This is a genomic window from Tetragenococcus solitarius NBRC 100494 (assembly GCF_001544195.1).
Classification (GTDB): Bacteria; Bacillota; Bacilli; order Lactobacillales; family Enterococcaceae; genus Tetragenococcus; species Tetragenococcus solitarius.
This window is the reverse complement of the sequence record NZ_BCPY01000019.1, coordinates 15,108-28,685: the sequence shown is the minus strand read 5'-3', so window position 1 is coordinate 28,685 and position 13,578 is coordinate 15,108. Positions and strand designations below refer to the sequence as shown.

General features: G+C 36.0%; 12 protein-coding genes, 1 pseudogene and 1 riboswitch. Of the genes and pseudogenes, 12 read left to right on the top strand and 1 reads right to left on the bottom strand.

All coding sequences use genetic code 11. The annotated features are described in order from the left end of the window. Positions 1 to 65 precede the first annotated feature (65 nt). The 8 genes and pseudogenes from TS1_RS06945 (at position 66) to thiT (ending at position 7,740) form a co-directional block, all read left to right on the top strand. Entirely contained in the window at positions 66 to 746 is a 681-nt protein-coding gene (locus TS1_RS06945; protein ID WP_068709187.1) for a metal ABC transporter ATP-binding protein, read from the top strand. Then, a complete protein-coding gene (locus TS1_RS06940) occupies positions 719 to 1,558 on the top strand; it encodes a metal ABC transporter permease (RefSeq protein WP_068709185.1) in 840 nt (279 codons plus the stop codon). The genes TS1_RS06945 and TS1_RS06940 overlap by 28 nt, the downstream gene beginning before the upstream one ends. 205 nt (positions 1,559 to 1,763) lie before the next feature. Next, complete coding sequence (gene purR / locus TS1_RS06935) at positions 1,764 to 2,582, top strand: pur operon repressor (protein WP_068709183.1); 819 nt, start codon at positions 1,764 to 1,766, stop codon at positions 2,580 to 2,582. A gap of 65 nt (positions 2,583 to 2,647) precedes the next feature. Continuing rightward, positions 2,648 to 3,049: a nucleoside-diphosphate kinase gene (gene ndk, locus TS1_RS06930; protein WP_068709181.1), complete on the top strand. Its 402-nt coding sequence runs from the start codon at positions 2,648 to 2,650 to the stop codon at positions 3,047 to 3,049. 99 nt (positions 3,050 to 3,148) lie between these two features. Further along, complete coding sequence (glmU, locus tag TS1_RS06925) at positions 3,149 to 4,522, top strand: bifunctional UDP-N-acetylglucosamine diphosphorylase/glucosamine-1-phosphate N-acetyltransferase GlmU (RefSeq protein WP_068709179.1); 1,374 nt, start codon at positions 3,149 to 3,151, stop codon at positions 4,520 to 4,522. A gap of 165 nt (positions 4,523 to 4,687) precedes the next feature. After that, positions 4,688 to 5,662, top strand: coding sequence for a ribose-phosphate diphosphokinase (locus TS1_RS06920; RefSeq protein WP_068709177.1), 975 nt, complete (start codon positions 4,688 to 4,690; stop codon positions 5,660 to 5,662). Positions 5,663 to 6,044: 382 nt separating this feature from the next. Beyond that, positions 6,045 to 6,912, top strand: a pseudogene (locus tag TS1_RS06915) (histidine phosphatase family protein). A 104-nt stretch (positions 6,913 to 7,016) separates the two neighbouring features. Beyond that, a riboswitch (TPP riboswitch) is annotated at positions 7,017 to 7,120 on the top strand. Positions 7,121 to 7,179: 59 nt separating this feature from the next. Continuing rightward, positions 7,180 to 7,740, top strand: a complete 561-nt coding sequence (thiT, locus tag TS1_RS06910) for an energy-coupled thiamine transporter ThiT (protein WP_068709175.1) — start codon at positions 7,180 to 7,182, stop codon at positions 7,738 to 7,740. A gap of 505 nt (positions 7,741 to 8,245) precedes the next feature. On the opposite strand, the gene TS1_RS06905 is transcribed toward thiT, so the two are convergent. Continuing rightward, positions 8,246 to 9,037, bottom strand: coding sequence for a hypothetical protein (locus TS1_RS06905; RefSeq protein WP_068709173.1), 792 nt, complete (start codon positions 9,035 to 9,037; stop codon positions 8,246 to 8,248). Between the two features lie 532 nt (positions 9,038 to 9,569). Between TS1_RS06905 and TS1_RS06900 the strand changes: the two genes are divergently transcribed. The 4 genes from TS1_RS06900 (at position 9,570) to priA (ending at position 13,575) form a co-directional block, all read left to right on the top strand. Beyond that, on the top strand, positions 9,570 to 9,788 hold the full coding sequence (locus tag TS1_RS06900; RefSeq protein WP_068709171.1) for a YdbC family protein: 219 nt from the start codon (positions 9,570 to 9,572) through the stop codon (positions 9,786 to 9,788). 179 nt (positions 9,789 to 9,967) lie between these two features. After that, entirely contained in the window at positions 9,968 to 10,582 is a 615-nt protein-coding gene (gene gmk, locus TS1_RS06895; protein ID WP_068709169.1) for a guanylate kinase, read from the top strand. A 4-nt stretch (positions 10,583 to 10,586) separates the two neighbouring features. Next, positions 10,587 to 10,886: a DNA-directed RNA polymerase subunit omega gene (rpoZ, locus tag TS1_RS06890; RefSeq protein ID WP_068709168.1), complete on the top strand. Its 300-nt coding sequence runs from the start codon at positions 10,587 to 10,589 to the stop codon at positions 10,884 to 10,886. 286 nt (positions 10,887 to 11,172) lie between these two features. Continuing rightward, positions 11,173 to 13,575: a primosomal protein N' gene (gene priA / locus TS1_RS06885; protein ID WP_068709166.1), complete on the top strand. Its 2,403-nt coding sequence runs from the start codon at positions 11,173 to 11,175 to the stop codon at positions 13,573 to 13,575. The last annotated feature ends 3 nt before the right edge of the window (positions 13,576 to 13,578 follow it).

Sequence of the window (13,578 nt, the reverse complement as noted above, 5' to 3'; positions counted from 1 at the left end):
CTTTTTAACGCACACAGGTTTGTTTGGTCAAATTAAAAGGTTAAGTTGCAAGAGGAGGAAAATATATGCGTTATATCGAAGTGAAAAACTTGTCTTTTTACTATGATGAAGAGCCAGTTTTAGAAGACATTAACTATCAGGTAAATAATGGCGAATTTGTTACTTTAACGGGTGAAAATGGCGCAGCCAAATCTACCTTGGTTAAAGCAACTTTAGGTTTATTAAAGCCTGAATCGGGTAGTGTTTATATTTCTAAAAAAAATAATGTAGGAAACAAACTTAGCATCGGTTACATTCCGCAATTCATAGCTTCATTCAATGTGGGATTTCCTAGTACGGTTTATGAATTGGTTGGTTCCGGACGTTATCCTAAAGGTCGCTGGTTCAAACGTCTGACAACTTTAGATCATGAGCATATACACAAAGCGCTAGAAGCTGTCGATATGTGGGAAATGCGGCATAAACGCATTGGTGAGTTGTCAGGTGGACAAAAACAGCGGATTAGTTTGGCCCGCGTTTTTGCGACAGATCCCGACCTTTTTATTTTAGATGAGCCGACAAATGGAATGGATGAACAATCTCGCGCAAATTTTTATCGCTTACTACGACATAGTGCTCATAAGCATGATAAGGGCGTTCTTATGATTACCCATGACCATGAAGATATTAAAGAATATGCTGATCGCCAAATTCATTTGGTAAGAAAGGAGGGAACTCAATGGCGTTGCTTTCATATGAGTTCATGAGAAGAGCTTTTTTAGCTGCTATTTTTATTGCGGGAATTGCTCCGATGTTGGGCGTTTTTTTAGTTATCCGCAGGCAATCACTTATGGCAGATACACTGTCTCATGTATCGTTAGCCGGAGTAGCATTAGGCTTTTTTCTTAATTTAAACCCAACATTTACCACAATGCTTGTGGTGGTCGTTGCCGCAGTTTTACTAGAATATTTACGGATGGTTTACCGAGGTTACTCAGAAATTTCGATTGCTATTTTGATGGCAGGTGGACTAGCAACTGCTCTTGTGCTTATGAATATTACTGGAGGAAACTCTTCAGCTAGCATCCAATCCTACTTATTTGGCTCCATTGTAACAATTACTCAGCCACAAGTTATTTTTTTAGGTGTCCTATTTATTTTAGCATTGTTGCTATTTCTTTTCTTTAAAAAGCCGATGTATGTTTTAACTTTTGACGAGGAAACGGCCCATGTTGATGGACTGCCAGTTCATTGGATGTCTATGTTGTTTAATGTATTGACAGGTGTAGCAATTGCTATTATGATCCCCATTGCCGGCGCATTGTTGATTTCAGCGATTATGGTTTTGCCGGCAGCTATTAGTATGCGTTTAGGAAAAAGTTTTAACGCAGTCATTTTAATTAGTGTATTTATTGGGCTTATTGGAATGCTTAGCGGCTTAGTTGGTTCATTTTATATTGACACTCCACCTGGAGCCACAATTACTTTAGTATTTATTCTATTATTTTTAGTGGTAAATGTCATCAATAAAATATATCGTTTGTTTCAACGAGGGCAACGGATAAAAGAACAAAAATAATAAATCATAACAGAGAGAAAATATCATGTTTGTGGGAAATGAAGTATTGAAAATAATTTTCGACAAATATTATAAAAGTCTCTCTGTTTTTTTTGTGTTTTTATACAAAAAACGAACAATTATTAGAAAAAATAAAAAAATGCTCGCTTATGTTTAGAAAAACTTATATAATTAAAACGATTAAATTAAAAAGGAGTTGAACGAAGTGAAGGTTCGTCGCAGTGAACGTTTGATTGATATGACACATTATTTATTAGAACATCCCCACGAATTGATTCCCCTAACGTTTTTTTCTAAACGTTATGAATCAGCTAAATCATCAATTAGTGAAGACTTGGCAATCGCAAAAAAAACATTTAAGGATAGAGGAACAGGTATTTTAGACACGATACCAGGCGCTTCAGGGGGCGTAATTTTTGTTCCTGTGATCGAAAAAAAGGAAGCTAAAGAATATATTGATGCTTTAGCTGATCGTTTGTCCGAACAAGATCGTTTGCTTCCTGGTGGTTATGTTTATTTAACAGATTTATTAGGACAACCTCAATTATTACGACAGGTCGGCCGAATTATTGCATCAAAATATATAAATGAAAAAGTAGATGCTGTAATGACTGTGGCAACCAAAGGTGTCCCAATCGCTCAGGCTGTATCTTACTACTTGAATGAACCGTTTGTGATTGTACGTAGAGATTCAAAGATAACTGAAGGCTCGACGGTGAGTGTCAATTATGTTTCAGGCTCTTCAGAACGAATTGAAAAAATGGAATTATCTAAACGTAGTTTAGCACGAGGATCTCACGTGTTAGTCGTTGACGACTTTATGAAAGGCGGCGGTACGATTAATGGGATGCAAGGTCTGATCGAAGAATTTGATGCTGAATTGGTCGGTGTTAGCGTCTTTGCTGAAGCAAATTTCAAGGGAAAAAGAGCAGTTACTGATTATAATTCGCTGCTTTATGTTAAGGATGTAGACACACAAACAAAAACAATTAAGGTAGTCCCTGGTAATTACTTTGACGATTAACGGCAACAAGAAGGACTAGTTAAGTTTGCAAGATACTATTTATAAAGAAATAGGAGTGAAGGCTAATGAGTGAACAAACTTTGGTAATTATAAAACCCGATGGCTTAGCTCGCCGTTTGATAGGACGTATCATTCAACGTTTTGAAGATAAACAACTGCAAATTTCACAAATAAAAAAGACAACTCTAACAAAAGCACAATTATATGAACATTATAAACATTTAATAGAGCAGTCCTTTTTCCCACGACTTTTAGACTATATGCTGGAAGGACCAGTCATATTAATGGTGATTGAAGGAGAAAATGCCGTCTTACAAACGAGAAAAATCGTTGGAGTAACAGATCCCATGGAAGCGGAAATGGGGAGCTTGCGAGGCGATTATGGGATAAATAAAACTAGAAACTTAATTCATGCTTCAGATTCAGTAGCTTCAGCGGACGAAGAAATTGCTCGGTTTTTTGGTTAATTTAAAATTGGTCTACCTATAATTGTATCGCTTTGGTTGAAAAGTCTAGCTAAGTGGGCTACACTTAAACAAGCAAAAAATAAAAATGGAGTGAGACAGGTGGACGAACGTTACGCAATTATTTTAGCTGCTGGTAAAGGTACTCGAATGAAATCAAAATTATACAAAGTGCTCCATCCAGTTTGCGGTAAGCCAATGGTCGAACATATTATGAACCGAGTAGAAGAAATTAATCCCAATAAAGTTGTGACAATTGTAGGTCATGGAGCGGATGAGGTAAAAGCTCAACTTGGCACACGAAGCGAATATGCGCTGCAAGAAGAACAATTAGGCACTGGACATGCAGTGATGCAAGCAGCTGACTTTTTAAAAGGAAAAAAAGGGACCACCTTGGTAATCAGTGGTGATACTCCACTTTTAACAAGTGAAACTTTGGACCAGTTATTTGAATACCACAAAGGAAAAAATGCTTCTGCTACAATTTTAACCGCTCAAGCGGATGACCCAAGTGGTTATGGACGAATTTTAAGAGATCGAGTAGGAATTGTAGATAAAATTGTTGAGCAAAAAGATGCTTCTTTTGAAGAAGCGCAAATAAAAGAAATCAATACAGGAACTTATTGTTTTGACAACGAACTTTTATTTGAAGCGTTGGACAATATCACAACAGATAATGTTCAAGGAGAATATTATTTGACAGATATTATCGAAATTTTAAAGGACAATGGTCACACAGTTGCTGCTTACCAAACGAATGATTTTGATGAGTCCATTGGCGTCAACGACCGGATTGCTCTATCACAAGCAAATAGTATTATGCGTAAGCGAATTAATCGCAACCATATGCGTAATGGTGTATCATTTATTGACCCCAATACGACATACATCGATGATGGTGTAAAAATTGGAGCGGAAACAATTATAGAGCCTGGTGTTTCTTTAAAGGGAGACACAACTATTGGAGAAAATTGTGTGATTACGCAAAATTCTCAAATTATTGATAGCTCGATTGAAGATAATGTAACTGTAAAATCTTCGACCATTGAAGAAAGTACTGTGCATATCGGAGCAGACGTAGGACCATATGCTCACTTGCGACCAAAATCTGAAATTAAACAACAAGCACATATCGGCAATTTTGTTGAAATAAAAAATGCTGTCATTGGAGAAAAAACCAAAGTTGGACACTTAACTTATGTGGGAGATGCGACTTTAGGTAAAGAAATTAATGTCGGCTGTGGAACGGTTTTTGTTAATTATGATGGTAAGAATAAACATCATACAACTGTTGGAGACCACAGTTTTATTGGGTCAGCGGTTAACCTAATCGGACCTGTAAATATTGCTAGCAATACTTGTTTAGCTGCGGGTTCAACGATTACAGATGATGTTTTTGAAAATGATATGGCAATTGCTCGTGCGCGACAAGTAAACAAAGAAGGATACGCAAAGAGATTGCCCTTTTTACAATAATAAGAAGGCAGAGAAGATTTAATTTTCTCTGCTTTTTACTTTCTCATTTAAGAATATTCCGTCAATATCTTGTTTTAACTAGTTATAAACATTATAATAACAACGTAAGCAACTATTTAAGACGAATAAATGGTTCGTTGGAATGTATAGAAAGTGGAGGTCGTCATGTCCAATCATTATTTTGATCCAAGATTAAAGATTTTTGCGTTAAACTCAAATCGTCCGCTAGCAGAAAAGATTGCCACAGCGGTGGGTGTAGAATTAGGAAAATGTACGGTAAAACAATTTAGTGACGGAGAAATTCAAGTTAATATTGAAGAAAGCATTCGGGGAGCACATGTATACATTATTCAATCGACCAGCAGCCCTGTTAATGATAACTTGATGGAACTTTTAATCATGATTGATGCTTTGAAACGGGCAAGTGCAAAAACAATTAATGTAGTAATGCCTTATTACGGTTATGCTCGTCAAGACCGGAAAGCGCGTGCGCGTGAACCAATTACAGCTAAATTAGTGGCCAATATGATAGAAAAAGCTGGCGCTAATCGTATGGTTACCTTAGACTTACACGCTGCTCAAATTCAAGGTTTTTTTGATATCCCAGTTGATCATTTGATGGGTGCTCCACTAATTGCAAATTATTTCATTGACCAAGGAATTAAAGGCGATGATGTAGTGGTTGTGTCTCCTGACCATGGGGGCGTAACACGGGCACGTAAGCTAGCAGAGTTTTTAAAAGCGCCAATTGCGATTATTGACAAACGACGTCCTCGCGCAAATGTAGCAGAGGTAATGAATATTATAGGGGATGTAAAAGGAAAAACGTGTGTGATTATCGATGATATGATCGATACAGCCGGTACAATTACCCTCGCAGCAAATGCTTTAAAGGAAGCTGGCGCGATTAGCGTTTATGCTTCTTGTACGCACCCTGTACTATCTGGTCCAGCATTACAACGTATCTCTGACTCTGCTATCAAACGTTTAGTTGTCACGGATTCCATTAATTTACCAGAAGAACGTAAAATTGATAAACTTGATGAAATTAGTGTTTGCGATTTGATCGCTGAAGCGATCAAACGAATTCATGAAAATAAACCAGTCAGTCCATTGTTTGAAAATAAGGTGGATTTATAATGAGGAAAATTTTAATTAGACTGTGACAAAAGTAAAGACAAGTTAAAAACATCTAAACTATAGTTGATGAGATTTGTTAATTGTTGCAAATTTGCAACGAGTAACTGCAGAAGAACTCTCTATAGTTTGGATGTTTTATTAATAAAGGAACTTATTTCATAAAAGGTTAATTTCTGTAAAGGAGGTTGACACTTGTGGTTCATTATGATAGCCTTTTCATCGTACATTGTTAAATAATGAAGCTGGAATGTTATCTGCAAAGAGCATAACCTACGATTTACCCTATTTTTAGGGTTTATTGTGGGTTTTTTTGTTTTTTAGCTAGAAAGGGGGGAATATGAGGGCTTCAATATTAGCAAAAAAAAGAATAGGAGACTAGAAAATGAAGAAGTTTTTAATAAAAAGTAGTATTGCATTATCCCTTGTTATGCTTTTAGCGGGTTGCCAAAATGAAGGAAGTTCACAAACAGGTCATGCTGCACAAACGACCGAAACTACAGATGCTAAAGAAGATAAGAGCGAATTAACGTTGTATGTTGTTCGACATGGAAAAACAATGTTAAATACTACGGATCGAGTGCAAGGTTGGTCAGATGCAGTATTAACGCCTGCCGGAGAAGAAGTCGTGACAGATGCAGGAATTGGATTAAAAGATGTAGACTTTCAAAGCGCTTACTCAAGTGACAGCGGACGTGCTATTCAGACGGCAGACTTGATTTTAGACGAAAATGAAACAGCAAAAAAAACTTCAAGTACAAAAAGATAGTGGCTTAAGAGAATTTAATTTTGGTACGTATGAAGGTGATTTAAACGAAACAATGTGGCAAGATGTAGCTGATGAGCAAGGTGTTAGTCTGGAAGAATTCCAAGCAAATATGGATCCAGAAGTTTTTGCTGATAGTGTAGCTAAATTAGATAAACAGCAGATAGAAGAAGAAGGCATCGAAGATGATATAAACTGGCCAGCTGAGGATTACAAAACAATCACCGATCGTTTAACGGAAAGTTTAGACCAAATTGTTAGAAAAGAAGAACAGAAAACTGGCTCTGGGAACATTTTAATTACGTCACATGGGCTTAGTATTACGGCTTTATTGGATACTTTATTTGACGATTTTAAGGCACCAGAGGATGGGTTGGAGAATGCAAGTGTGAATATTATTCGATACAAAGACGGAAATTATTCTCTAGAATCAGTAAATGATATGAGTTATGCTGAAAAAGGGGAGCAAGAAGAACAATCAAAATAAAACCACTCTTAATGCCTAAAATTTTTAACTTATAAACCAATGTTAAAAATGTTTTTTTTATAAAAGTGTGATAGACTATATTTGTTAAAATAATTAAATAGAATCTGATCACAAAGGGGAGTCCAAGTGGACTGAGATTGAGTATACTCTCTAAACCCTTCGTACCTGTTTCGATTATTCGAGCGTAGGAATTGTGACGAGTTGAAGTAAAAGTAAAGATGCTTCTCCTTTGTGAATTGTATAGATTCTAAAGGAGGAGTTTTTGTTATGCGTTCAAACACAAAAGTTTGGATAGAAGGAACAATCATTGCTGCACTTAGTGTCATGCTATCTTTTTTACCTACAGACGTGGGAACTACCTTTACATTATCATTGGGTCAGATTCCTTTAACTGTGTATGCTTTACGTCGGGGGGTAAGACCGGCGATGTTGGCAGGTCTTATTTGGGGATTCTTGCACTTTCCCTTAGGTCAGGTCATTTACCTAAGTATTCCCCAGGTATTAATTGAGTATATTTTAGCCTATCCTTTTGCAGGCTTTGCAGGATTTTTTGCAGCAAAATTACAGAGAGCTTTGCAGGAAAAAAATCATGGAAAAACACGCCGAGCCATTATTAGTGCTTGTATAGCAGGTACGTTTGCTCGTTATTTTTGGCATTTTGTTGCTGGGTATATTTTCTGGGGACAATATGCAATGTGGGGATTATCTCCAGTAATTTATTCGCTAGTAATCAACGGGGTGAGTGCCCTGTTAACTGCTTTAGCTGCGACCGTTATTCTGTTGGTTTTTGAAAAAATATTCCCCAATGTGTTTATACCTGCAGATTAGACGGTCAGTAAATTCTAGCTTAGCCAGAAGCAATGGATCTACCATAAAGAGGACAAGAAAATTGGTTTATTGGTACATTGACGATTTAGAAACGAGTGTAAAATGGTTTTATCTAAGATGTAAAGGCCCTTCTGTGTTTGACAATGAAACAAATGAACATGCTAATATAAAACAATATCACTAACCATTATTTAACTTTTACCGAGGAAAAGTTATGGTAATTACCGGGGAATACCAAGGTGATAAGATAGAATGAGTGGAAACAAATTATCGACTAATTAACGATTTTTGCTCAAAAAATTTGCTCAAAGAATAATGTTTTAAGAAACAGTTCTTGTAGTATGAGCATTCATCCAAGGCGTTACAAAGTATAGTTGTGGTCAAAGGACACATTGGTTAATTATTGGTCATATTAAGTGAAAGCCTACATTTGCAAATGGAAGTAAAAGAAATAATAAAAAGGCGAAGGAGACCTTAGCAAGGGTTTCTTCGTCTTTTACTTGAGTTATGATAAAGGGATGTTTGACCACGTCCAAAAATCTAGGTTTTTTTTATTAACATCAAGATCCCACGTTTTTTTGGAGGAATAATAGGTTAAGTATCCAATAAGTGCATCGTCTTTAAATGTTGGATTTCCCATGCGAATATGAGTATCTTCAACTAAAAATAAGGGAATTTTATATTTTTTATTTTGAAATTCCGTTTGTTTAAAGGAAAAGACTAAGCCTTCTTTCATAAAATCGCTCAATTTTTTTACTATATTAAGAGGTAGAGGATCGACTGGTTTGTTTTTTTGAAAGAGAGAACGTCGTGTGTTTAAGATTGTTGTCACCAGATGAGTGATTTTTTGAGCTAAAACTCGGTAAAATTCGTCTAAATAACGGTAGTAGACACGGGCTAAACCATCTTGCAAATCAAAATAAGCAAAGTTATTTTGTAATTTATAAAAAAAAGGCGAATGAAGATGAGTCTTCATATGACCAAAATAAAGCAGTTCGGAAATTTCAGTAGGTGTTAGTTCTTTTAGCATCATAATATCAGTAAAATCAATCCACTTATTTGTCTCCGTTATTCTTTTTTTACTAGCCGTTTGGAAGTAATGATCAACAGCATCACTGCCACGGATTGTTTTCATTGCGGTATGAGCTTCATATTCACCTAATTCATTAGAAGGATCTAACAATAAGAGGTTTTTCGGGCGATGAATGATTGCTTGATGAAAATCAGCGATAGAAAAACCTTGGGTCAAAACGGCATTACTAACGTTGTCAATATGTACATAGATGAAATCAGCCATTGTGAATATCCCTCCTTTTTCCTAACTTTGATTAATTATATTTTACAATAAATTTTAGAAAAATGCTTGTTTCGTTTCTTTTAAATGTTTATTACACTAAGTAATAATATATATCCTTTACGGTCAACAAAGGTAAAAATAATTTTGTGAAAGAATTACTTTGTAATTTTAATGTCGTTTTTAGAGGGGGATATTTTTATATAGAATAACAAAGCACATTGTAGACTAAAAAGAGGGACGAAATTCATAAAAATAGGGCGCTCTGATAATATTGAAAAAACCATATCCTATTCTCTTTGATTTTTAAGAAATTAGTGGTTTTTAATGGGAAAGATTCTAAAAGGTAAAAAAACTAGGATTTTTTAAAAGGTATTAAAATATTTCCAACACTATAGTGTTTTCTGGTATAATTTTATCAACAAACACAATTGGTAAACGTTTGTTTTTTACTTATTTTCAAGAGAAATTTAATGCAGCAGAATTTTAAAAATGCGTAGTTAATATAAACCATAGTGAAAAGGGGAAAACAGATTTGGCAAAAGAGTTTTCGTTTGAAATTTTAGAAGAAGTTGCGGTCCTATCAGAAAATGCAAAAGGCTGGCGCAAAGAACTAAACATTGTCAGTTGGAACGAAAGACCGCCTAAGTTTGATTTACGTGATTGGAGCCCTGACCACGAAAAAATGGGCAAGGGAATTACTCTAAGTAATGAAGAATTTGAAGCATTGAAAAAAGTGGTGGCTGCGATGTAATTGGTTTATAGCCGTCGCTAAATGTGATGATGCATAAGTAATCGAAATAAACCAAACGAAAAGAAGTAATAAACTAGTTTTTTACCTTAAGACCCGTTATAATAAAGTTATTCTTGAAAGTTGCTGAAAAAAGGTGCAAAATAGACGTTAAGCAAGATCAAGAGGGAAAGGACGTCACTATGACAGAGCGGGGTTTATTAATTGTTTTATCTGGTCCTTCCGGTGTCGGAAAAGGGACAGTTCGCAAAGCGATATTTGATAGCGAAGACAATGACTTCCAGTATTCAATTTCTATGACAACTCGCAAGCAGCGGATTGGAGAAGTTGAAGGGGAAGATTATTATTTTCGTACAAAAGAAGAATTTGAACAAATGATTAGAGAAGGCCAAATGTTAGAATACGCTGAATATGTAGGAAATTACTACGGTACGCCTTTGCCATATGTACAAAAAACGTTGGATGAGGGAAAAGATGTTTTTCTAGAAATCGAAGTTCAAGGAGCTTTACAAGTAAAAGAAAAAGTACCTGATGGTGTCTTTATTTTTTTGACGCCACCTGATTTGGCAGAATTACGTATGCGAATTACTGGACGTGGGACGGATTCAGAAGATACGATTGATAAACGTATGAAAGTTGCGCGTGAGGAAATTGAGATGATGGCGTCTTATGACTATGCTGTTGTTAATGATGAGGTTTATAAAGCTGTAGAAAGAATTAAAAGTATTATTTCAAGTGAACACTTTCGAGTAGAACGTGTGATTGGAAAGTATAGAAAAATGTTAGAGGAGTTGTAATATTATGATGTTAAAACCTTCAATCGATTCGTTGTTAGAATCGGTTAATTCCAAGTATTCACTAGTATTATTAGCTAGTAAACGTGCTCATGAATTAGATGCTGGTGCAAAACCGACTTTAGATCATTTTGATTCAGTGAAAAATGTGGGAAAAGCCTTAGAAGAAATTGACGCACAAACGGTAATTAACGACCCAAATCCTGAATTAAAACGTGCTAGGATTCAAATGGAAAAAGAAGAGAAACAAGCACAAAAAGAGCAGGAACAAAAAGACCTAGAAAATCGTATTCGCGAAGATAATTAAGTTTCATACGTCAGAAAATTAGGTAGAAATTACAATAAAAACATCCGAACTATAATAAATGAAGTTTGCTAATCGTTATACATTTGCGATAAGAGTCTGTTAATTGCAGGAGCGAGCTTTTTTTATGGTTCGGATATTTTATTATCAAAAAGGCTTATATTATAGTTTTTTTCTTTAAAAGTAGGCGATTCAATAAGGGAAAAAGTCATATAAAGCTTAATTTTATTAGACAATAGAGACAAACCTCTGTATTTTTAGTAAAATGAGTCAGAAAGGAGAAAACAACATGTCATTATTTGCAGAAGTTATTGTAGACGTGCCTACGATGCAAACAGATCAACCCTTCACTTATATAGTACCCGATGAACTTCTCGATGCCATTGAAGTAGGCATGCGAGTAGAGGTTCCCTTTGGAGAAGGAAATCGGCACATCCAAGGGTTTGTCACTGCATTAAGTCAAACAAGTACATATGAAGAAAAACTAAAACCAATTATTCGCATGTTAGATTTGTCTCCTGTTTTAAATCAAGAACTACTAGCTTTAGCTGATTATATGAAAGAGACAACTTACGCTTTTAAGATCACCTGTCTTGAAACGATGCTACCTAGTGTGATGAAGGCTGAATATCAAAAGAAAATTATATTAAAAGATTCTTCACATCCAATTAAGCAATATTTCTCTGAAAACGGTGAAATGGATTGGCAAGAAGCAGAAAAGTTAGGTTTACTCAATCAATTGAAAAAGTTACGTCAGGAAGGTATTGTCGAGCTCCATTATGTGGTAAAAAAGAAGAACAAAGTAAAAAAAATTCGTTATGTTAACAGCAAAGTAACACAAAATAATGTAGAGGATATTTATCAACAGATTGATAAACGTGCGTTACGGCAAAAACAGCTTGTCCATTTATTAAAGGAAAATACGCACCAACCAACCGCTTTTTACACAAAACAAGGGGTTTCTTCAACTGTATTAAAACAAGGAGAAAAAAAAGGTTGGCTAACGTTTGAAGAAGTAGAAGCTTATCGTGATCCTCACCAAGGAAAAGTATTTAAAAAGACAACGGCACTCACATTAAATGAGGACCAACAACATGCTGTAACATCCATTCTCACAGCTGAAAAAAAAGCTAATTCGGAAGTTTTTTTGCTCGAAGGGATCACTGGAAGTGGTAAAACAGAAGTCTATTTGCAGACAATTTCAACTGTCCTAGCTAAAGGTAAGACAGCTATTATGTTGGTACCAGAAATCGCTCTGACTCCCCAAATGGTAGAACGTTTTAAGAGCCGTTTAGGAGATGCGGTAGCAGTATTGCATAGTGGTTTAAGTCAAGGAGAGCGTTATGATGAATGGCGCAAGATTGAGCGAGGAGAAGCGCAAGTTGTTGTAGGGGCTCGTTCGGCGATTTTTGCTCCATTAGAAAACATTGGTGTTATTATTGTCGATGAAGAACATGAATCTTCTTATAAACAAGACGAAGCTCCGCGTTATCATGCTAGGGACTTAGCTATTTGGCGTGGACATTATCATCATTGTCCAATCGTGCTGGGGAGTGCTACTCCATCTTTGGAATCGCGAGCTAGAGCCCAAAAAAATGTCTACCAGTTACTTTTATTGCGTAAGCGAGCCGACCCGGATGCCAACTTGCCAAGTATAGAAATTGTTGATTTAAAAGAAGAGTATGAAAGAAAGAATATGAGTAATTTTTCAGAACTTCTGCAAGCAAAAATCGCTGAACGTTTAGAAAAAAATGAGCAGTCTGTGTTGATGTTAAACCGGAGAGGTTATTCTTCATTTATTATGTGTCGAGATTGTGGATATGTTTTGCCATGTCCTAATTGTGATATTTCTTTAACCTTACATATGGATACGAAGACGATGCGTTGTCATTATTGTGGACACGAAGAACGTATACCACAACACTGTCCAGAATGTGGGAGTAAAAAAATTCGATATTATGGAACGGGAACTCAAAAAGTACAAGAAGAACTGCAGGAATTATTTCCAGCTGCTCGCATTTTGCGGATGGACGTTGATACAACTCGTCGAAAAGGAGCACATGAACAAATTCTACAAAAATTTGCTGCTCAAGAAGCTGACATTTTATTAGGTACCCAAATGATCGCTAAGGGACTCGATTATCCTAACATCACTTTGGTAGGAGTATTAAACGCAGATACTGCACTGAATCTGCCCGATTTTCGTTCTAGCGAGCGCACATTTCAGTTATTGACTCAGGTGGCAGGCCGCGCAGGCCGTGCGAAAAAAGCAGGAGAAGTGGTGATTCAAAGTTTTAATCCTGATCATCATGCAATTGTTTTAGCACAAAGGCAAGATTACGAAACATTTTATGAGCAAGAGATGTTTTTACGTCATCAAAGTGGCTACTCCCCTTATTATTTTACTGTAAAAATCACCTGTAGTCACCAAGAAGAACAAGTGGCTGCTAAAAAAATGTTTCAAATTGCTCAAGTGATAAAAAGTGGCTTAAGTCCCCAAAGTATCGTCTTAGGTCCGACACCTGCTGCGATAGCAAGAGTAAAAAATCGTTATCAGTATCAAATGGTTATCAAATATAAAAAAGAACCTGCACTTTCGCAGATGTTAAAACAAATCCTCAATCATTCGCAAAAGGATCAACGAAAAGGGGTATATGTAGCCATTGATAATGAACCAGTAAATTTTATTTAAAGG

Excerpts from the sequence above, each read along its gene's own strand:
- TS1_RS06940 (WP_068709185.1), top strand. The coding sequence starts at position 719 with ATGGCGTTGCTTTCATATGAGTTCATGAGAAGAGCTTTTTTAGCTGCT.
- priA (WP_068709166.1), top strand. The coding sequence starts at position 11,173 with ATGTCATTATTTGCAGAAGTTATTGTAGACGTGCCTACGATGCAAACA.
- ndk (WP_068709181.1), top strand. The coding sequence starts at position 2,648 with ATGAGTGAACAAACTTTGGTAATTATAAAACCCGATGGCTTAGCTCGC.
- TS1_RS06945 (WP_068709187.1), top strand. The coding sequence starts at position 66 with ATGCGTTATATCGAAGTGAAAAACTTGTCTTTTTACTATGATGAAGAG.
- rpoZ (WP_068709168.1), top strand. The coding sequence starts at position 10,587 with ATGATGTTAAAACCTTCAATCGATTCGTTGTTAGAATCGGTTAATTCC.
- TS1_RS06905 (WP_068709173.1), bottom strand. The coding sequence starts at position 9,037 with ATGGCTGATTTCATCTATGTACATATTGACAACGTTAGTAATGCCGTT.
- TS1_RS06920 (WP_068709177.1), top strand. The coding sequence starts at position 4,688 with ATGTCCAATCATTATTTTGATCCAAGATTAAAGATTTTTGCGTTAAAC.
- thiT (WP_068709175.1), top strand. The coding sequence starts at position 7,180 with ATGCGTTCAAACACAAAAGTTTGGATAGAAGGAACAATCATTGCTGCA.
- gmk (WP_068709169.1), top strand. The coding sequence starts at position 9,968 with ATGACAGAGCGGGGTTTATTAATTGTTTTATCTGGTCCTTCCGGTGTC.